Consider the following 18,740-nt stretch of genomic DNA (forward strand, 5'->3'; position numbering starts at 1 on the left):
GTTAACCAATTAAAAACCGAATGGACTGAGTCCACTCGGTTTTTGGTGCATCATTTTAAAAAAAGTATCCAGAAGTAATAAACAAATAAATAACCAGGCGCTCATTCAAAAGTGAGTACCTGGTCATTTTTTTATTCATCATACGGTCTGTATTTAGCATGTAATTCTTTCGCTGCTTCTTTTCTCGCTTCCACATCTTCACGTAAAAACATTCGATCTCTTGGTAATTCTTTGATCGGAATTAACTTTCCTCGTTTTAAATTCATAAAAAAAGCCACTCGTTTGAGTGACATTAGTCTTTCAATGATTCATGCTGTTTGTAACCTGGAGCAATCGCTTCTAAATCTAACTTCTCGTAGTTATCCCAATTAACTTTTTTAAAGGTTTCAGCATCAAAGAAGATACCATACACTTCTCCCATTTCTTCATTCCCATATTGGTCAGTCAATGGGGCAAACCAATAAATTGAAGGAGATTGAATACTTTCTACTTTTGATAATTCAGCAAAAATCTTACCTGACTTCTTTAAAATTTGTGATTTAGAACCTTCATGTATTTTTTTATCTTTGATATTAATTCTGACTAAACCCTCATCTGATTCAACAATTTCATAGTCATCTTTAATTACTGTTTTTACTGCTTCTTCAACTGGATTTTTTTCTTGTTTTTGCTCTGTTTCTGCTGAAACAGGTTTATCCTCTTTGGGTTTTGCTTCATCTTCACCACAAGCAGCAAGTAAAAATGCTGACAATGCTCCAATGTAAAATATTTTCTTCATACATAAAACCTCCCTTGATATTACCATTTTAGGAAATTACACAAAGAAAGTATACAAAAAAACAGACAACCTATTTAGTATCTTCTACATAAAAAAGTGCTTTATATATTTTATATTTTAGTTCCATCCTCTAAAAGGAAATTACTTTCAAACTTTGCACCACACACTTTTGCTATTTCTTCTAATTCACTTACTTTAAAATCATCACGACGCATTTTATTAGATAAATTTTGTGATGATGTCCCTAATGCTTCGGCAACCTCTGTTATCGTCTTTCCTGTTTTAATTAGAAGTATCTTTATTTCTTCAGTTTTACCCACTATAACACCATCTTCCATTTTAAATTAATAATTGTATTATACACTTAAAAATTACAGTGAAAACTAATAAATTAAAAAATAAATTAAAAAGTGTTTACAACGTAATTTAAATATGTATAATGTAACTATAAAGTTTCAAAAGTTATTTTAATGTTTATTTGAATTGGAATGAGGTGAAAAGAAATGGCATTTGAATACTTAGCACAATACATAACATTCGATTCAGTAGCAGATATGGATAAGAGTGTGGAGGACCACATGGCGGTTCATTATTACGAACTAACAGAATCAGAGCAAGCAATTGTATTCAAACTTGCATCACACAGCTTAGAACATCCAGGTGTGTGCCATTTAAAAGCTTCTACAATTGCTTCTTCATTGGCAATCAGCACTAAGACTGTTTATCGATCAATAAAGAAATTAGCAGAGTTGGGCATCATCGAAAAAGTACCAAGCACTAAACTAAACGGTATAAAAGGGGCTAGTATTTATCGCATTTTGCCTTATGTCCCATCGAGCGTGTCCCAACGAGAGATAGTCGATGAAGTCAGTAATGACGCGGTTTGTACTCCACAATCTGAAAACCAACCATCTAGTTCTTTTAATCTTTTAAGTTCTAAACAAGCAAATAATATTATGAGTCTTGGCAATGAATTAGCTTTGCAAGCTGAAAAGAAAAAAGAGTACATGAACGAGTACCAAGTGATGCTTTACGATTTCATGCACTCGTTGCCATTACAAGATGAATTAAAAGACCAACTTCACAAATGTATCTTAGCTACAAAAATGAACGATATACGTGATTTTGTAAACGCTAAAGACGTTTTAGCTAACATTATCCGAGATATTGCGAACGGTACATTAACTGTAGCAAGTACATTAAGAGCCGTATTTGTAGGTGCGTTTAATAAGGCTGTAGAGCGTTCTAATAAAAAGGTGACTAATTCATCATCTATAGAAGAAACTCCTTATAAAGAACGTCCTGTACCGTTTTATAACTGGCTAAATGAACGTGATTGCCTTCCACAATCAAATACAAATAGTAGACCAACAATCGATAACTGGTTGTTGTGGTAAAGGGGAGATGAGGATATGACACATTTTGAATACATGCAGCAGCAAGGTCAATTAACAATCTTTGATTTACTGGATCAATATGAAGAGATGCAGTTCAAGAAGCCATCCACAAATGTTAGTAAGCCTGTTGATAATGATAAAAAGATGTATATAGAGCCTCGTAGGAGAGTGTATATTGTTCGGTGATTTTATGCCCACTTGTATACCCGATGCCATGCCTTATTGAATGCCATGCGAGAATTACATCGGGCATATTTGAAATGCTGTTGTATCAATGGTTTGCACTTCATTTTAGACTGCTCATTACATGCGATTCTTACTACGTAAGAGAACCGTGACGTAGATAAAAAAAGGAAAGGGTGAACGTGTGCTTTTTGAAATATTAACAACTGGATTGATGGGTGGAATTGCGTTAAAGGCATTTCAAAAACATAAGGGGTTATCTTCAAATGATTCGGGGAAAATCCAACGCATTATGTCGTTGACTGGTTTAAATGTTCGTGATGGCAAAGATACATTAACCACGCAACTTGTTAAGAAAAAACAGCTTGAATGGGGCTGGGAGTATCGTTATCGAATCCCTTTAGGTCGCTCACTCAATGACTATGAATCGAAGTTAAAGGTATTTGAAGATGGGCTTAATAATCGTAGAAAGCATATTACCTTTAATGATTTACGACAATTAAATTTCGAAGCTGATATTCTTCTGCAACTACGAAATCTTTGGAAGACAAAACTCACGGAGAAAAAGGAAATTGAACTGTCTTATGATGGTTTATTAATCGTTAGAGTGTACGATAAGCCACTTACAAAGGAAGTGAAATTCACACCAGGTAAAGGATGGAGAGTGCCTGTAGGAGTCACAAGAGCGCGCAATGAGTTTAAATATCATGACTTTGAAATGGTTCCTCATGTAGTCCTTGGTGGTGCTACACGATATGGAAAAAGTAATTTTATTAATTCAATGATTACATCACTAGTTCACAGTGAACCATCGTCTATTAATTTCTATTTAATCGATCTAAAAGGTGGAGTGGAACTGTGTGATTATGAAAATATTAAACAGACAATATCCATTGCTTACGAGCCGTACGAGGCCCTCCATACATTACAGATGGCATATGACAAGATGCGTGATATTCAACGCGAATTAAAGCGATTAGGCAAGAAGAATGTACAGGATGCAGGCATTAAAGAACGTTACTTTGTTGTCATAGATGAAGTAGGGGAGCTTAATGCAGCAGAAGCAGTGACAAAGGAAGAAAAACGATTAAAGTTAGAATGCCAAACGATTATGTCACAGATTGCACGATTAGGCGCAGGCTTAGGCTTTAGGCTAGTTGTAGCAACTCAATATCCTGTTGGAGACGTTATACCAAGGCAGGTTAAACAAAATGCTGATGCAAAGCTATGTTTCCGTGTGCAATCAGGAGTTGCTTCGCGTGTTGTACTAGATGCAGAAGGGGCAGAGTCGTTACCAATGATTAAGGGTCGTGCTATTTACCAAACAGCAGATAAAAGAGAAATACTTCAAACACCACTTATTACACCACAAATTATCCACGATACTATTCAATCTTATTTTGTTACGAAAGGGGAGCGCGTTGAAGAAACAGTTATCCAACCGAGACGAACAGATACTGTTACTTTTGAAGAAGTTTGATTTTATGACGCGTGATCAACTAAGTCGATATTTCAATTTAGGTAAGAAGCGAAATACAAATAGGGTCCTCCACAATTTATCTAGCTATCTATCATCCATTCGGAATAGTTACGAAACAATTTATTACCTCAACAATTTAGGGCGACTGTATGTTGATTGCGACAAGATTCGAAGGAAAAACGCTCATGTTCATCATACGATTATGCGAAACGAATTCTGGCTGTTTTATAAGAGTCCGCACGACTGGAAGAACGAAGTTAAAATATCGGATAGCACTACTAGTATCGTTGTGGATAGCATGTTCTCTCGTAATGGATTTCAACATTTTTTAGAGGTTGATAATATTCAAACGATGAAGGAGAATCGCGAGAAGATTAAGTGCTATAAATTGCTTATGGATAGCCTGGTAAAACAGATGGGCTATTATCCTACAATTGTGTGGTTAACTACGACAGAATTAAGGCGTAAACAATTGGAAGATGCTTGCAAAGGGCTAAAATGCAAGGTGTATACAATTAACGAAATTAAAGGAGGAATATAGATGTTTAAAAAACGCATTAAAACAGAGGTTGTTCCAGTGAGTCAGTACACTGATTATTCGGACCGTTTTGGTGATGATGAAAAATATGCAACCTTGAAGCATGTTGCGATTGCTGCCTCCATTCCTACGGTTACAGCAGTTGGAACAGGATTATTTATGTTCAACAAGTTCAATGACGATTATTCCTCCGCAACCATACCTGTAAATGTTCCACAACAAGTTATGGAACCAGTAATAGCACAAATACCTTCCACAATTCCTGTTAATTCAATTGCTGAACCAACTGGAGTAATTGCCGAAAAGTCACTAGAAATATTAGCTACTGCATTAGATCCAGTTGTGCAAATTTTAGTAGCTATTAGTTTTCCGATAGCCAGCGTCATCATGGTTGGTGGTTGTTTCTTCTTTATGTTAGGGAATAGTGAGCGTGCTTGGAATACAATTATGAACGCTGGATTAGGCTATGTGTTAATTCAGATGTCACCGCTGTTCTTAGAGATACTTAGAACGATTGGAAAGGCAATTTAAAAATATATTGGTGATTTATATTTATTTAGATAAAATGAAATAAAATAAAAATAATTGGTGGAATGGGGAAAGAAGATGGGTAGACGTGTGGTTTTATTTAATGTAGATAATAGCGTGGTCAGATCATTTGTTAACATGAAAGAGGCACAAGATTATTGCAAAGAGAACAACATTTGTAATGAGGGATGGATTTCAAGAAGCCTTAAATCTGGAGAAAAGTTTTATGACCCTGCAACAAGAAAATCAAGAAGTCGTAATGGCTACGAAGGTTATGGCATGTATGTTAAATGGGAAGATGCTTAAATTAATTCATAAAAAAAGACCACTATCATAAGTGGTCTTTATCGTTTATTATAATAAGTTACTTTAAATTTTAACACCAATTTAACACCAAGATATAAATCGGAGATAATTCAAAGTAGTTTTCCGTACTTACCTAAATGTATTAGAAGCCTTGTGGCTGTAAGATCAAATTAAAAAGCCGCGTATGCCGTAGTTATTATAGAAAGTTTTAAACCACCACTCCTCAAAGTGGGTGTTCGCAGAAGTTTTCCTGCTTATCCTCATGCACCGTAGTGTGAGGCCCGTCATTCCAACTCCAATAATAAAACTCCCTTTTACAGCTTAAAGGTTAAAACTTAATATTATACGAACAATGCAGCCTTTATGGATATAATAAAGCATGATCGATAAACATGCAAGTAAGATGATAATGGCAAATTAGTCAATGGGCAAGTGTTCCAAATAGCGTTATAAACATCTTGTACTACCTTCAAAAAGGTGCTGATGTTTCATATTTTTTTCACAAATGCGAACGGAAAATACGAACAACCTTTGCTAAATAAGGTCGACTATGTAAAGATAGGAGCATAAAGAGGATTTTCCTAGTAAAAATATAAAAGGAGGAAGCAAAAATGGCAGCTTATCCAAATTGTCCAAAATGTCATTCAGAATATACATATGAGGATGGAGCAAATTATGTATGTCCAGAATGTGCGCATGAATGGAGTATGGACGCAACTGAACAGGAATCAGATGCACTTATTGTAAAAGATGCAAATGGTAATCTGTTAGCTGACGGCGATTCAGTTACTGTTATTAAGGATTTAAAGGTGAAGGGCAGTTCTTCCACTTTAAAAATTGGGACAAAGGTAAAAAGTATTCGTCTAGTGGAAGGCGATCATAATATCGACTGTAAAATTGATGGCTTTGGTGCCATGAAATTAAAATCAGAATTTGTGAAAAAGGCCTAACAAACAAAATGCACCTCAACTTTGGTAAAAAAGTTCAAAGGTGCTTTTTTGTTTATTGAAAAACCCTACGTAATAGAATGGCAAAAGCTGCGCCAATTAAAGCGAAAATGGTATGTAAAAGTGCGATGTAGCTAGCTCCAATCACAAGCGCCCCTATTTCAGTTAAAGAAAAGATTGTAATATAGAGCTCGTTATTAAGATTATTAATGATAGCCCAAACGAATACAGGCAAAGAGCTTATGATAAAAACAATCCAGATATTTTTATAGAAAAGGTAAGAAAGACAGCCGAAAAGAGCATATGAGATGACGAAGCCCTTTTGATTGCCAAGTAAGGACGAGTTAATGGCAAACATAAAGGATAATACAATAAATATGATATGAAAAAAGGATACTGTTCTTTTCATGGGTAAGTATGCGTTCTGAGTTGATGAATTGGCTACAAGCTGCTGACATTGCTGACAAGTTGTTAGATGCTGTTCGACAAATTCTATTGTTGATGCTTGAAGCAGTTGTTTTTTATAAAGAGGTATTAAATCCTCTATAATTGAGCATTCCTGTGACAATACTTTCCCTCCATTCAATCTCTCCTCATTATACGACTTTTTGCGGAAAATAAAAAAAGCCTTCCGTGAATTTTTCAATCGGAAAACTTGTACATGCACCCTATTAGTTTGATGTTAATACTTCATTTGTTAATGCTTGAATATCGATATGTGTTTTTTCCTTTACTGCATCCTTTAAAATTTCTGTGCGGAAATAGTGGACGGTCGCTTCAAGTGGAATTGCCAACAGTTTTGAAAGGGCTGATTGATACATATAGACAAATTCTTTGTCAGTATTACCACGCTTTAATTCTGCGAAAGCCTCATAAAACTGGTCGAGTTTATCCGCAAATTCAAGTAGCCGACCCTCTAAAGTCTGATCCTTTCCTTCTTTCATCCGTTCAAAGAAAATAGCCTGAAATTCTTGAGGGATTTCATTGATAATGAATTTTTCCATCATCTTTTCTTCCACATGTGCGAGCATTTGCTTTAACTCTGGGCTAGCATGTTTTACTGGTGTCTTAATGTCACCAATAAACACTTCCGCAAAGTCATGATTGATTGTCTTTTCATATAAAGATTTCCAATCAACTGTTGCACCGTGCATTTCTTCTAACGTTGCGAAAAACATCGCATATTGGGACACTTTCCAAGAATGGGCTGCCACGTTGTGCTCTTCAAATTTGAAGCGACCAGGGCAACGAATAATACGCTCTAAATCATTAAGACTTGTGAAAAATTGATGAATTCCTATAAAAATCACTCCTTTTTGTTCTATAAGTGCATGTTACTATAAACAATACCCTCTTTATACGTTTTTCAAACAATTTAACAATGATTCAGGCTGTGTTTACAAAGGATTCACAATTGCTGATAAAGTAAATTCAGCTGAATGCTATAATGAAGGGGACTGATGAAAAGGGGAGTACACAGTATGTTTTCCATTTATACACTTCTTCTTTATATACATATTTTAAGTGCTATTCTTTCGATTGGGCCTTTGTTCGTTGTGCTAACCATTGTAAAAAAAATGCGCATAGCTTCCATGGATGACATGCCACCATATATAGAAGCCTTTAAGGGGGCCATTACGCTCGTCAAACATTCAGGGCATGTACTAGTAGCCTCTGGTATTTTGTTAATGTGGCATGCGGGCTATCATTGGAATACCTCGTGGATTGTATTAACCTTCCTCGTGATGTTCGCATCGATCGTATTTCTAGCAAGGGCGTTTAAACCGACGTTGCGTACTTTTAACACACCAGCATTTAATCATCTACAATTTGTTTCACTGTTGCATCGTAAAACATGGATGTATATAGTATTATTGCTTATTATGCTATGGCTGATGGTAGCAAAGCCCGTTCTTTGGTAAAAAAGATAATGTCATCTGCAGAAAAAGACCTTTTCACAAGGCGAGAGGTTGATTTGCGTTCCGCCAGCGTTCTTTCCAGGGGGCGTCCGATGAGCCGCTAAATCCCCTAGGAGTGACGCTGGTTCCTCTCCAATCAACCATTCTACAGAAGTGTTTTTTCCTTAGCAGCAGTAGCGATCAAATAGCCCATTATTTGAATTAGGGCTTTTATTTTCAATGGGGAGAAGTGATGAGTGACGACACTCCACACTAAAATGAGTAGTTAACACCTTCACTTTATTTGAAAAACTTTGTTAAAAGCCTTTCATAAAGATTCTATTAATTGGTTTGTTTTTCAACACTATGAAAAAATCGCCCCCCTTAAGGAGTGCGATTTTTTAGCTTACTAAGCGTTTAAAATAACTTTTTCGAATTAATACATAGCTAATGAGGAAAAGCACAAAGAAACAACAAGAGCTAGCTATGGAAACTTGTAAAAATGCTGTAGAAACCATTGTTTGTATAGCCAAAAGTGTAATTAGCAAGAGTGTAATAGCTATGGTGAATGGTACAAAAATAAGAATCGCCAATTCTTTAGTGATAATGGTAGCTAATTCATTTCTAGAAAGTCCTAACTTACGTATACCAATATACTTTTCCTTCTCTTGTTGTAATGTTGTTTGTAAATAGAAGTACAATATACTCATGGCTGCACTTAAGAAAATTAGACTTAACATGGAGCCGATAAAGAACATGACACTTTTAACAAACATCTCTGTGTTATATAAATCAATTTTGGATGTTACATAACGTTCTCCAGGTAAAGAGGGTAAGTCACTGGTAATAATTTTTGCCAAATCTGTGTGGGCTGTCCAATCTTCCAGTTCATAGATATACGTTTTATAAACAGGGTAGTCAATGGTTTTGTAAATGTCATCAGGTACAATGAAATAACTTTGTTGGAAGCCAGTAGATAGCAGATTTTGCTCATGGGTGCTGGCTAGTTTTAAAGATTTTATATACAGATCGCTGGCATTGTTTGTTGTAGGCGCTACATCTCGACTGCCAGCGACGGCAATAAATTCATCTTTACTTAGTTTGTTGTCCTGATGCTGGATCAGGTTATAATCCGATAACGCCATATAGCCAATGCGTTGATCTTCCTTTGATTTAAATTCAATAAAATACTTGTGGGCTTGAACCGTTGATAAAGTATCTTCAAGATAATCAAGATCAGCCTTTACCATGTTGTCATCAGCTTTTGGATCAGCAATATATTGAAAGCTATATGGATAATTTTCTTCACTAGTCTTTTTTACATTGTAATAAGAGCTAAATAAAATACTTGTACATAGAAAGACACCGCTTAATAGGATAGTAATTAGAAACAGCATATTTGCATGTGATTTCATTTTTGCATTTAAATTGGACGCCAAAAGCATATTTGTTTTTTGAAGATAGGCAGGAGACTTTTCATATATTTTTAAAAACAAACGAAATCCTTGTGTAATAACTAAATAAATCGTACTAAGAATGCTAATAAAAAATAACAGATAATAAAGGACACTTAAAGTGTCTACAATGGAATGCTCGATTTTTAGCAAGTAAGCTAAAGTGGCAGACATCAAAATACTTAGTATTAATAACACATAATGAGGCTTAATAGATTTCTCGATAACTGTATCGCTTTTTAAAAGTTGGATAGACGCTTCTTTATTAATGAACCTCGTAACAACTGTCGATATTACAACAAATAAAATCAGAAATAATCCTATGGTTATGCTGATTGCTTGAAGAGGCATGTACATACCGAATGTTTCTGCCTTTAAAATGACTTTTGCACCCATTAAGAAAAGAGGTGTAATAACAAGGCCGAGAACGATAGCCGCCAGAATAGCTAAAATGCCAATCAACAGATTTTCACGGAAGACCAGCTTACGAATCTGCTTCATGGAAGCCCCAGTAATCATAAATATTCCTAAGGTCTTGGTCTTCTTACGTAAAAATGCTGTGATTGAATAGGTAATGTAAATAAAAGAGAATAAATAAACGAGCATACTAGCCAGCATTAAAGAAATTCCAAGTGTAGAGTTTGGATCTAGGCTTTTCAGATTTGGATGAAAGACGATAACAGAAAATAGAAAGAAAATAATAATAGAAAACATACTACTCAAGAAGTAAGAAACATACGTCCATTTGTCACGTAAAATATTTTGAATCACAATATGATTAAAGCTCATGCTGTCCACCACCTAGAAAAGCAAGCGTGTCCATAATTTCCTGATAAAAATGCTTGCGGTTGTTGCCTCGATGTATTTCGTTATATAATTTCCCATCTTTAATAAAAATAATGCGATTGGCAAAGCTTGCTACATAAGGATCATGTGTCACCATGAGAATAGCCGTATCAAGCTCTTGATTAATTGAGGAAAATAAGTTCATGACATCATTGACAGCCTTTGAATCCAAGTTTCCTGTAGGCTCGTCTGCTAACAATAAACTTGGCCCATGTATAACGGCACGAGCGATGGCTACTCGTTGTTTTTGTCCACCTGAAATTTCATAAATACGTTTCGACAATAGTTCCTCGATACCAAGAAATTGAGCGACATCCTTTAAACGTTGAAGCATTTTTGAAGCAGGTATGCTATCTAATGTTAATGGCAATAAAATATTTTCTTTCACTGTTAATGTATGCACAAGATTAAAATCCTGAAATACAAAACCTAGTTCAGAGCGTCTAAATTTGGCGAGCTCCTCATCATTTAATGCGTAAGGATTATGATTGTTTATGAAGATATCGCCAGCGGTAGGACGATCAATAGTGGATACACTATTTAAAAATGTTGTTTTCCCACTACCTGAAGGTCCCATGACAGCTACAAATTCCTGTTGTTGTAGCTGAAAATCGATACCGTTTAACGCTTTATAGGTGATCTCACCGATGTATTCCTTGTGCAAATTGGTTACTTGTAGTATTGTGTTACCCAAATTAAAACAACTCCTTTATGCTCATTAGATAACTTTAGTATAGAAAAGGAGCGGCACATAACCTATTTCTCTTGATGACGTGAAGATGACAACTTTGTCATCTTCATTTTTTAAGACTATTTGAAAAATTAATGGAAAAAGTAGTGACATGCTCAGAAGATTGTAAAGTGAAGGGGTGCTCTAGTGTAGTTAAAATCTTTTTCACTAAATATAAGCCTATACCTGTTGCTTCACCACTCGTTCGCCCCTTCATACCTGTATAAAATAAATCAAAGACTCGTGCTATTTCACTAGTAGGGATCGTCTCACCATTATTTTTTATGTGCAAAGCCGTGTTGTCATAATGGATATGAATGGTGCTTGCCATTTCACTATATTTAATGGCGTTATTTAATACTTGATAAAGTACAATTTTTAACCACTTTCGATCTGAATAAATGATTTGGTCTTCAGCAAACGTCAGCTTTGGAAAAACTTCTCTTATGATAAAGAAATCCTTCAAATCATTGATGACTTCTTGCACGAGTCCTTTTAAAATAATAGGTTCAATTTTTAAATCAGCTACTAAATGAGATGTGCGCTCATACGTTAATAACTGATTGAGGGTAAATGTCAATTTATTGCACTCTTTATTGATGGTATACCATTGCTGCAATTCATCAGTGGTCTTGTTGGGTGTAGCTTGAACGATTAATTGAATAACAGATAAAGGTGTCTTCATTTGATGTGCAAAATGTGATAGAACTAGTTGCTTCTCATGTGCTTGTTCTTCCAATCTTTGCTGTTGGGTTAAAAATAAATACTGTATTTGCCTTAGTTTTTCACTATAGTATTGCTCAATAGCTGCACGTGGTTCAAATAAATGAAGATCATCCTGTGTGTTGATATTTTTTTGTAAATGATGATAAAACTTTCTTCTTCGATAATAACGACCAAGCAGCCACAGAATAAATAGAAAGCTGACAAGAAAAATAAAGTAGGCATAGTGTGAGGATAGGTCATCTAATACATGAATTATCCAAGGTAATAGGAGGAAGCTTATGCTATAGAGAATAATGATACTAAGATGATCTCGAAAGAATAGCTTCATTCACTTTCCTCCACCAATTGATATCCAAGACCACGGATCGTTTTAATCTCAAGTTTAGAGTGTACGGCTTCCAATTTTCTACGTAATCGACCAATATTCACAGACAAAGTATTTTCCTCAACAAAGGTTTCATCATCCCAAATAGCACTTAAAAGCTTTGGACGCGGCACTACATTAGGGTAAGCTTCGAATAATAACTTACTAAGCTGCATTTCTTTTAGCGTTAACAGGCTCTCTTTGGCTTTTGTTTGAAGACGAACTGTATCTGGATTTAATGTAGTATTGGCTATAGTTATGGTTGTTGTCTCGGTTAAAGCATATTCACCATAGGTACGCCGAAGTAGTCCATTTACTTTTGCCATGAGGACATCCAATGAAAAGGGCTTTGTGATAAAATCATCGGCACCATTTTCAATTCCATATACTTGATCAATATCATTAACTCTGGCAGAGACAATGATGATGGGACATGTTGAGAGTTGACGGATTTTCCGTGACCAAAAATAGCCATCGTAAGTCGGGAGATTGATATCCATAATGACCAGGTGTGGTTGTATAGTATTAAATTCTTCAATAATGTGTGGAAATTGTTGTACAGTAAAGCATTCAAACTGATATTTAGCTAAATGCTCGACAATCAGTGAAGCTATATTTGCATCGTCTTCTATTATGTATATTTTGTACATACCTATCGATCCTTCCTTTATTCTATATGTATACTGTACCCTCATTTCGAAAAATCTATATGTAATTGGAAACTTGAGAAAAGAGTCACTACAAAAATGGCGTTGTAATGACTCCGGTTTTTAATCTTTAGGTATATGGAAAGTAACATTTGTACCTTGGTTTATAGTACTTTGAATTTGTAATTGTTGGCCATAAATTCTTTTAAGTCGTAGATTTGTATTTCTTATTCCTATACCAGAGCTTGTCCCTTTGTAATCTTCTTGCAATTCCTCTAATAGAGTGGGGCTAATTCCCACACCATCATCTATTACGCTAATGGATACATAAGTTGTGAAATCTTTAATACGAATACAAACAGTACCGCCTTCTTCTTTCTTTAATATACCGTGTCGAATGGCATTTTCAACTAACGTTTGTAAAGAAATTGGAGGAATTTCAATTTGTATCGTTTCATCAATATCCCATTCAATCTGAATTAATTCTCCAAATCGCTGCTGTTTAATGTAAAGATACGAACGAACTAAATCGAGCTCATGCTGTAGTGGTACTACTCTTTGAAGATTTCTGACATCGAAGCTGGCATGTAAATATTCACCAAAGTGATGCATTAAATCGATCATTCTATCTGTATCAATAGTACTAAGTGAGGCAATGGTATTAAGTGTATTAAATAAGAAGTGTGGTTGGATTTGAGATTGCAGCCAAGCACTTTCTAAATGTAGACGTTGTTGAATACTATATTTTAAATCAATTAAAGCTCGACTTCTTACTTTTAGCTCTAATGCATTAATAGGTTTTGTTACATAATCATTAGCACCATAGGCAAAGCCTGTATAAACATCTTCAGGGTGCTTTCTTATCGTCAATAATAAGATAGGTAATTCCAGCAATGAGTATTGTTTTCGTATTTTTTGAATTACAGCATAGCCTGAAATATACGGAAGCATTGCATCAACAATTACTAAATCCCATGATTCTTGCTGAATCAGAGCTAGAGCTTTCTCACTGGTTGTAACAGTAGTAATTTCGTATTCAGAGATCGAAAATATACTTTTCATCGTTGCTAAATTCATAGGGTCATCATCAATTATTAAGATCCTGAAATGCTTATCTGATACCATGGATAACTCTTGTTCATTTGTGGATAGCTGAGTTTTAGCTTGTGCATTAAAGGTTGCGTATTCCTTATTTTGTCTACTTTCATCTGCAAGAGGTAATGTAAAATAGACATTCGATCCTTTGTTAGGAATAGATTGTATATTTAACGTACCTCCATGTAATTCAATCAGTTTTTTTGAAATAAGTAGGCCAATACCAATGCCTTCATCATATTCTTGGCCCTGTTCATAGGGCGAATACAAAAGACTTTGTACAAAATTGTCCATGCCTTGTCCAGTATCACGAATGTGGATAATAGCCATATGCTGTTCTTCACGAGCAATAATTTCTATAGAGCCTTCACCTGTATACTTTAGGGCATTATGCAAAATGTTAAATAGGATTTGAATAAGGCGATTTTCGTCGGCTAATACATTTGGGAAACTTGGAGGTACTAAAGATACCATATGTATTTGTTTACCATTTGCAATAAAGCGGAGGATATCGAAAACTCCATAAACAGCACCTTGAAGATTTACACTTTGTGTATGGAGATGTAAATCTCCTTCTTTTAAACGAGTAAAATCCAGTATGTTGTTTAACGTAAAGGACATACTTCTACCTATATCGATAAGGTGTTTAAGATTTTTTTCATCTTCAGTAACAAGTTTGTTATGTGGGTTGTCATAAATGGATTGACCTAGGGTAATCATCCTATTCATTGGACTCCAAAGTTTTTCTGCATTACTTGTAAGGAATTCATCTTTTAAAGCATCCTCGTGTTGTAGTTTAGTCACTAATTTTTGAATTTGCTGAGAGTTCTCATGAAAACGTTTGAACCAATAGCTAGAAAAACCAAGCATGATAAATAAATAATCGAATGGATAAACGGGAATATCGAATACGTAAACAGATTTAATGAAACCCCATATAATACCATTTGTGGTGCCGATAGCTGTTAGTGCAATAAAAGCAGAGCTCCTTTTTTGGTTTTCTAAATACTCTCTAAGAGCCAGTACCACTACGTAAAGAAAGGATACTAGATAAAGTACGAAGAAAATATTCTTCGTAGGTATCAGCCATGTCATTGGTAAAACAATCGTGAGTATTGCATTTAAAACATAACAAGCAAAAATCCATTGAAATGTTTTAGTGTTGTGATATTTGACTAAGAGGACTCTCATAAACTGAACAAAGAAAAAGGAGGCTCCTAGAAAAATAATAGAAGAAAGCTTATAGGACCATACATAATTCAGATGCAACCAATCCAGTAGGGAGCGATCAAACGTAATTAATTCATCTGCTAAAGGCAAAAGAAAGCCAAATGTGAAAAGTAAAACGATAGATTTTCGATAGATGAACAAATATACAAGTATGCTAAAAAGAGAGAATATGATTAGCATAACTACAATAGTTGAAAGAGATAGCCCTACAATTAATTGATGATGCGTCATCGCTGACGCAGTGCCAAATAAAATCCTTTTATTAATAATAGGACTTGTAGGTGTATCAAAATTAGATACATGAAGTATGAGATTAATTTCAGATTGTGTATTAGTAAAATAAACAGTATAAGGTGCAGCTTGACCTTCATGGTCTTCTGCATTATCTGCTACTTTGCCTGATTTTCCTACTAGCTTTCCATTTATATATAAGGTTGATGCAGTTGAGATAGCAGGTATACGAATGGCATATCGATCATTATCTAAAGTATTTGGTAGCAGAATTTTTAACTGATAAGTGCCATAGGGTTGAGTCGTTCGCTCATTTTTTAACGCAGGAATATTTTGGGTATTATACGTATTGCTATGACTCTCTTTGTTACCCCCCTTATTTTCAGAATTCACAAATTGTCCAGGATAATAGATCCATCCTCCATCTAAGGAAATAACTTCTTCTTCCGATGTAGTCAAATTGTTTATGTGGACCACACCATCTTTGGCACTAGGTTGATGTGTAGAGGGGAGGAAATAGTTTAACCATAATAACCTTAGAAAAGTAAGGACTATAAAAATGGCAATTATAATAAGTAGATGTTGGGTAGAAGCTTTTCTCAACACAGCAATTTTTCCCTCCTAATAATCTCTATCTACCATGCCACGAAATTGGAAAAAAGAGAATATAAAGGATAATAAAAGAATGCTTTAAGCCTATATAAATAGAACAATTTGGAGTTAGTAGTACTATCGATTTTTTCCTTTTAAATTGAAGGAGGAAAAAATCATTAGTGTTTAAGTTTTCTTTAAGAGGTTTGACGTATGATGATTGAATAAGTATATCAAAATTTAAACATAGATAAGATTAACGAAAAAACATCTCAATGGGAGAAATGATCTATTGTGGGTAAATTCAAGTTAAAGTTATCGTTTCTTATTATTAGTATGACAACTATTGTTGTCCTCATGACATCTAGTATTAGTATTTGGATTAGCTATCGTAATTTCAATGAAATTTTGAAGGAACATAAAACAAATATACAAGAAACTTATGTAATGGAAGTCTCGACAATTACGGAAAGCTATTTACAAGATGCTAAGACAGATGACCATTCATTAAAGCTGTATACGCAACAAATGGTTGATACTTTACTTGATGAAAGAATAGTGTCCTTCAATTTGTTTTTTAAAAAAGTCCTAGGGCCAATCATAATAGTTATAGCGACTATAATGGGATTTGCTATTTGGTTTGCTATTAAAATTACACAGCCTCTCAAAGAGCTATCGAAAAGAATTGAAGTAGATGAAGGAGCACAAGGGATTGAGGAAATTGCTGATTGGTATGATGAGGTAAAATTATTGAAAAAGAATATTCAAAATATGATGATCTGTTCGGAAAGTAAAATCAATGACTTAACAGAGCAGTTGAACTTAGATTCATTAACAGGGATTCTTAATCGCAGAAGAATGGATCAAATTTTACACAAATTAATTATTGATAAGGTTCCTCATGCCATTATCTTAATAGATCTAGATGATTTTAAAAGTATAAATGATACATATGGTCATACTGTAGGAGATGAAGTTTTAAAAGCCTTTGCGATTACTATGCAGAGCAGTGTCGGGGAACAGGGGTTATGCTTTAGATTTGGCGGCGAAGAATTTATGGTCATCTTACCTTCGATGAATATAGAGGATGCAGTCCAATTAGCGGAAAGTCTCCGAATTAAACAAGCTTTACAAGAAACTGTGTGTGGAAGACCTGTGACAATGTCTGCTGGAATTACGGCTTTTACACCAAATGTCCAAAGTCCCAATCAACTGATAGAAATTGCAGATCATGCTTTGTATAAGGCTAAAAAATCTGGAAGAAACTGTTTGTGTGTTGTAAGTAATATGAGACAAATGATTGTTAAATAATTAAACTATATAAGCATGCTAGCACTGGACGCTAGCATGTTTTTCATGTCTTTAGGGGTAAACGCTTGTTTCATGCTCTTTTTCATGTTCATGTAAGACGTTTTGAAAAAGTTCTGTGGTTTCCTGAGATGGTGACACATTTAATTCTGTTAATAGAAGGCTATTAAAAGAATGGTATATTTTTATAGCTTCTGCGCGATTTCCAATTTCAGTATAATATTGGATTAATTGTTGCACGATTTTGTCGGAATAAGGATTAAACTCTAAAGCAAATAACAATGAACGCTCTCTGTTTTTAAGGTTCTGATTTTTAGAGTAATAAAGTATCAATTCATCAAGTAGTTGACTAAATTGTTTATTCATCAAATTTGCTTTACTAGTAGTCCATGCATAGTCCATTGTTGCCATAAATTCACCATGGTAATTTTGGATGAGTTCCTCAGCTTTTTCAATATTTAATCGTCCTGTTTCAGCTTTGGTATTTAAGATATCCTCCAAATCAAAGGCATCACATTGAAAATCGTTTAGTTTCAAAATATAGCAGCCATTTGCATATTCAATGACATCCGTGTAGCCATAAGATGAAAGTGTTGTACGTAAGTAGGAGACAGTAGTATGCAATTGTACTCTGGCTTTTTTTACATCCGTATCACTCCAAAGTGAATCTAAAATGTTATCACGAGGTACGGGCATATGAAGCTGTAAAAATAGAAAGGCAAACAATTCTTTGCTTTTAATTGTTCTCCAATGAATTACTTTTTCATCAAAAGAAACGACAAACTCTCCAAAGCATCTGATTTGAAGCATAGGCTTTTGATGCGTTCGAGTTTTCTCCGATGATAGATTTTTTTGGAATAGCTTTTGTATTCTGTTAATGGTTATCTCTAAACGAGATTTTGAAACTGGCTTTAATAAATAATCAAGTGATTGTACATCAAATGCCTGAACAGCATAGTCTCGATAGGCAGTTACAAAAATGATACAGATATTTTTATCCCATGTTTTTAACAGTTGTGCTACTTCTAATCCGCTCATACCTGGCATTTCAACGTCTAAAAATGCTACTTGAAAGTCTAAGGTAGGTCCTTCTTTCAATACATCCTTTGCAGTAGTAAAAGTTCGAATGACCTCTATGTTATCAAATTCATTTAAATGTTTTTTCATGCTCACCAGAGCTAATGGCTCATCGTCCACGATAATTACCCGAATCACATAAGGAACCTCCTTTTGATAAATATGGCTGTATGAATCAGATTGAGATATCTATTATGGATCCTTTATATGGGTGAGTAGGAGCTGTTTGTTGTTGAGGTAGTTCTTTCAGTAATTCAATTGCAGTAGTTGTGTTTAAATTAAGAGCATTTTGCATGACACTCATCTGTACTGTTTGTTGGAGTTCCATCAGCTGGGATGACATAAGTGAATTAACTTCCATTTTTATTCCCTCCTTTTCTTTTTTT

The 18,740-nt window shown here is 34.8% G+C and carries 21 protein-coding genes and 1 other RNA gene; 9 read left to right on the forward strand and 13 right to left on the reverse strand.

Features of this window, described 5'->3' with window-relative positions; translation table 11 throughout:
- Nucleotides 1-131 precede the first annotated feature (131 nt).
- From C7B89_RS23465 to C7B89_RS18465, 3 genes are all read right to left on the reverse strand, one after another.
- On the reverse strand, nt 132-266 hold the full coding sequence (locus C7B89_RS23465; RefSeq protein ID WP_279629548.1) for a hypothetical protein: 135 nt from the start codon (nt 264-266) through the stop codon (nt 132-134).
- A gap of 26 nt (nt 267-292) precedes the next feature.
- Nucleotides 293-778 (reverse strand): hypothetical protein, encoded by a 486-nt coding sequence (locus C7B89_RS18460; RefSeq protein WP_115674282.1) that lies wholly within the window; start codon nt 776-778, stop codon nt 293-295.
- A 110-nt stretch (nt 779-888) separates the two neighbouring features.
- Nucleotides 889-1,098: a helix-turn-helix transcriptional regulator gene (locus tag C7B89_RS18465; protein WP_115674283.1), complete on the reverse strand. Its 210-nt coding sequence runs from the start codon at nt 1,096-1,098 to the stop codon at nt 889-891.
- Between the two features lie 183 nt (nt 1,099-1,281).
- Between C7B89_RS18465 and C7B89_RS18470 the strand changes: the two genes are divergently transcribed.
- From C7B89_RS18470 to C7B89_RS18490, 6 genes are all read left to right on the forward strand, one after another.
- Nucleotides 1,282-2,175 carry a helix-turn-helix domain-containing protein gene (locus tag C7B89_RS18470; protein ID WP_115674284.1) on the forward strand — a complete coding sequence of 298 codons (894 nt, stop codon included), beginning with the start codon at nt 1,282-1,284 and terminating at the stop codon, nt 2,173-2,175.
- A gap of 15 nt (nt 2,176-2,190) precedes the next feature.
- Nucleotides 2,191-2,361, forward strand: a complete 171-nt coding sequence (locus C7B89_RS22945) for a hypothetical protein (protein ID WP_158539196.1) — start codon at nt 2,191-2,193, stop codon at nt 2,359-2,361.
- 181 nt (nt 2,362-2,542) lie between these two features.
- Nucleotides 2,543-3,838, forward strand: a complete 1,296-nt coding sequence (locus C7B89_RS18475; protein ID WP_244205712.1) for an FtsK/SpoIIIE domain-containing protein — start codon at nt 2,543-2,545, stop codon at nt 3,836-3,838.
- Nucleotides 3,839-3,842: 4 nt separating this feature from the next.
- Nucleotides 3,843-4,379, forward strand: a complete 537-nt coding sequence (locus tag C7B89_RS18480) for a replication-relaxation family protein (protein ID WP_244205714.1) — start codon at nt 3,843-3,845, stop codon at nt 4,377-4,379.
- Nucleotides 4,380-4,907 (forward strand): hypothetical protein, encoded by a 528-nt coding sequence (locus C7B89_RS18485; RefSeq protein ID WP_115674286.1) that lies wholly within the window; start codon nt 4,380-4,382, stop codon nt 4,905-4,907.
- 75 nt (nt 4,908-4,982) lie between these two features.
- The gene (locus C7B89_RS18490) at nt 4,983-5,210 is read left to right on the forward strand and encodes a hypothetical protein (RefSeq protein ID WP_115674287.1); all 228 of its coding nucleotides are present in this window, start codon (nt 4,983-4,985) and stop codon (nt 5,208-5,210) included.
- 171 nt (nt 5,211-5,381) lie between these two features.
- Here C7B89_RS18490 and ssrS read toward each other — a convergent pair.
- Nucleotides 5,382-5,574, reverse strand: a non-coding RNA gene (gene ssrS / locus C7B89_RS18495) — 6S RNA.
- A 247-nt stretch (nt 5,575-5,821) separates the two neighbouring features.
- On the opposite strand from ssrS, the gene C7B89_RS18500 reads away from it, so the two are divergent.
- Nucleotides 5,822-6,160 (forward strand): zinc ribbon domain-containing protein YjdM, encoded by a 339-nt coding sequence (locus tag C7B89_RS18500; protein ID WP_048393229.1) that lies wholly within the window; start codon nt 5,822-5,824, stop codon nt 6,158-6,160.
- Nucleotides 6,161-6,212: 52 nt separating this feature from the next.
- Here C7B89_RS18500 and C7B89_RS18505 read toward each other — a convergent pair whose 3' ends face one another.
- Nucleotides 6,213-6,725 carry a zf-HC2 domain-containing protein gene (locus C7B89_RS18505; protein WP_112117180.1) on the reverse strand — a complete coding sequence of 171 codons (513 nt, stop codon included), beginning with the start codon at nt 6,723-6,725 and terminating at the stop codon, nt 6,213-6,215.
- A 103-nt stretch (nt 6,726-6,828) separates the two neighbouring features.
- Nucleotides 6,829-7,467 carry a YfbR-like 5'-deoxynucleotidase gene (locus C7B89_RS18510; RefSeq protein ID WP_081010946.1) on the reverse strand — a complete coding sequence of 213 codons (639 nt, stop codon included), beginning with the start codon at nt 7,465-7,467 and terminating at the stop codon, nt 6,829-6,831.
- 171 nt (nt 7,468-7,638) lie between these two features.
- Between C7B89_RS18510 and C7B89_RS18515 the strand changes: the two genes are divergently transcribed.
- Nucleotides 7,639-8,079, forward strand: coding sequence for a hypothetical protein (locus tag C7B89_RS18515; protein ID WP_048393233.1), 441 nt, complete (start codon nt 7,639-7,641; stop codon nt 8,077-8,079).
- Between the two features lie 377 nt (nt 8,080-8,456).
- Here the strand turns inward: C7B89_RS18515 and C7B89_RS18520 are convergent, their stop codons facing one another.
- The 5 genes from C7B89_RS18520 to C7B89_RS18540 all read right to left on the reverse strand — a co-directional run bounded on the left by C7B89_RS18520 (nt 8,457) and on the right by C7B89_RS18540 (nt 15,984).
- A complete protein-coding gene (locus C7B89_RS18520; RefSeq protein WP_115674288.1) occupies nt 8,457-10,298 on the reverse strand; it encodes an FtsX-like permease family protein in 1,842 nt (613 codons plus the stop codon).
- On the reverse strand, nt 10,288-11,049 hold the full coding sequence (locus C7B89_RS18525) for an ABC transporter ATP-binding protein (protein WP_054549053.1): 762 nt from the start codon (nt 11,047-11,049) through the stop codon (nt 10,288-10,290). The genes C7B89_RS18520 and C7B89_RS18525 overlap by 11 nt, the downstream gene beginning before the upstream one ends.
- 103 nt (nt 11,050-11,152) lie before the next feature.
- Nucleotides 11,153-12,139, reverse strand: coding sequence for a sensor histidine kinase (locus tag C7B89_RS18530; protein WP_103117355.1), 987 nt, complete (start codon nt 12,137-12,139; stop codon nt 11,153-11,155).
- Nucleotides 12,136-12,825, reverse strand: a complete 690-nt coding sequence (locus C7B89_RS18535) for a response regulator transcription factor (RefSeq protein ID WP_115674289.1) — start codon at nt 12,823-12,825, stop codon at nt 12,136-12,138. The genes C7B89_RS18530 and C7B89_RS18535 overlap by 4 nt, the downstream gene beginning before the upstream one ends.
- Before the next feature lie 120 nt (nt 12,826-12,945).
- On the reverse strand, nt 12,946-15,984 hold the full coding sequence (locus C7B89_RS18540) for a hybrid sensor histidine kinase/response regulator (protein WP_115674290.1): 3,039 nt from the start codon (nt 15,982-15,984) through the stop codon (nt 12,946-12,948).
- Between the two features lie 279 nt (nt 15,985-16,263).
- On the opposite strand from C7B89_RS18540, the gene C7B89_RS18545 reads away from it, so the two are divergent.
- Nucleotides 16,264-17,280: a GGDEF domain-containing protein gene (locus C7B89_RS18545; RefSeq protein WP_115674291.1), complete on the forward strand. Its 1,017-nt coding sequence runs from the start codon at nt 16,264-16,266 to the stop codon at nt 17,278-17,280.
- 51 nt (nt 17,281-17,331) lie between these two features.
- Here the strand turns inward: C7B89_RS18545 and C7B89_RS18550 are convergent, their stop codons facing one another.
- The gene (locus tag C7B89_RS18550) at nt 17,332-18,492 is read right to left on the reverse strand and encodes a response regulator (protein WP_115674292.1); all 1,161 of its coding nucleotides are present in this window, start codon (nt 18,490-18,492) and stop codon (nt 17,332-17,334) included.
- Nucleotides 18,493-18,529: 37 nt separating this feature from the next.
- Nucleotides 18,530-18,715, reverse strand: coding sequence for a putative motility protein (locus C7B89_RS18555; RefSeq protein WP_004229797.1), 186 nt, complete (start codon nt 18,713-18,715; stop codon nt 18,530-18,532).
- Nucleotides 18,716-18,740 lie beyond the last annotated feature (25 nt).

The sequence above is a fragment of the Lysinibacillus capsici genome (assembly GCF_003367505.1).
Lineage (GTDB): Bacteria > Bacillota > Bacilli > Bacillales_A > Planococcaceae > Lysinibacillus > Lysinibacillus capsici.

Coding starts and splice junctions, on each gene's coding strand:
- C7B89_RS23465 (WP_279629548.1), bottom strand. CDS start 266: ATGAATTTAAAACGAGGAAAGTTAATTCCGATCAAAGAATTACCAAGA.
- C7B89_RS18460 (WP_115674282.1), bottom strand. CDS start 778: ATGAAGAAAATATTTTACATTGGAGCATTGTCAGCATTTTTACTTGCT.
- C7B89_RS18470 (WP_115674284.1), top strand. CDS start 1,282: ATGGCATTTGAATACTTAGCACAATACATAACATTCGATTCAGTAGCA.
- C7B89_RS22945 (WP_158539196.1), top strand. CDS start 2,191: ATGACACATTTTGAATACATGCAGCAGCAAGGTCAATTAACAATCTTT.
- C7B89_RS18480 (WP_244205714.1), top strand. CDS start 3,843: ATGACGCGTGATCAACTAAGTCGATATTTCAATTTAGGTAAGAAGCGA.
- C7B89_RS18485 (WP_115674286.1), top strand. CDS start 4,380: ATGTTTAAAAAACGCATTAAAACAGAGGTTGTTCCAGTGAGTCAGTAC.
- C7B89_RS18490 (WP_115674287.1), top strand. CDS start 4,983: ATGGGTAGACGTGTGGTTTTATTTAATGTAGATAATAGCGTGGTCAGA.
- C7B89_RS18500 (WP_048393229.1), top strand. CDS start 5,822: ATGGCAGCTTATCCAAATTGTCCAAAATGTCATTCAGAATATACATAT.
- C7B89_RS18515 (WP_048393233.1), top strand. CDS start 7,639: ATGTTTTCCATTTATACACTTCTTCTTTATATACATATTTTAAGTGCT.
- C7B89_RS18520 (WP_115674288.1), bottom strand. CDS start 10,298: ATGAGCTTTAATCATATTGTGATTCAAAATATTTTACGTGACAAATGG.
- C7B89_RS18530 (WP_103117355.1), bottom strand. CDS start 12,139: ATGAAGCTATTCTTTCGAGATCATCTTAGTATCATTATTCTCTATAGC.
- C7B89_RS18535 (WP_115674289.1), bottom strand. CDS start 12,825: ATGTACAAAATATACATAATAGAAGACGATGCAAATATAGCTTCACTG.
- C7B89_RS18555 (WP_004229797.1), bottom strand. CDS start 18,715: ATGGAAGTTAATTCACTTATGTCATCCCAGCTGATGGAACTCCAACAA.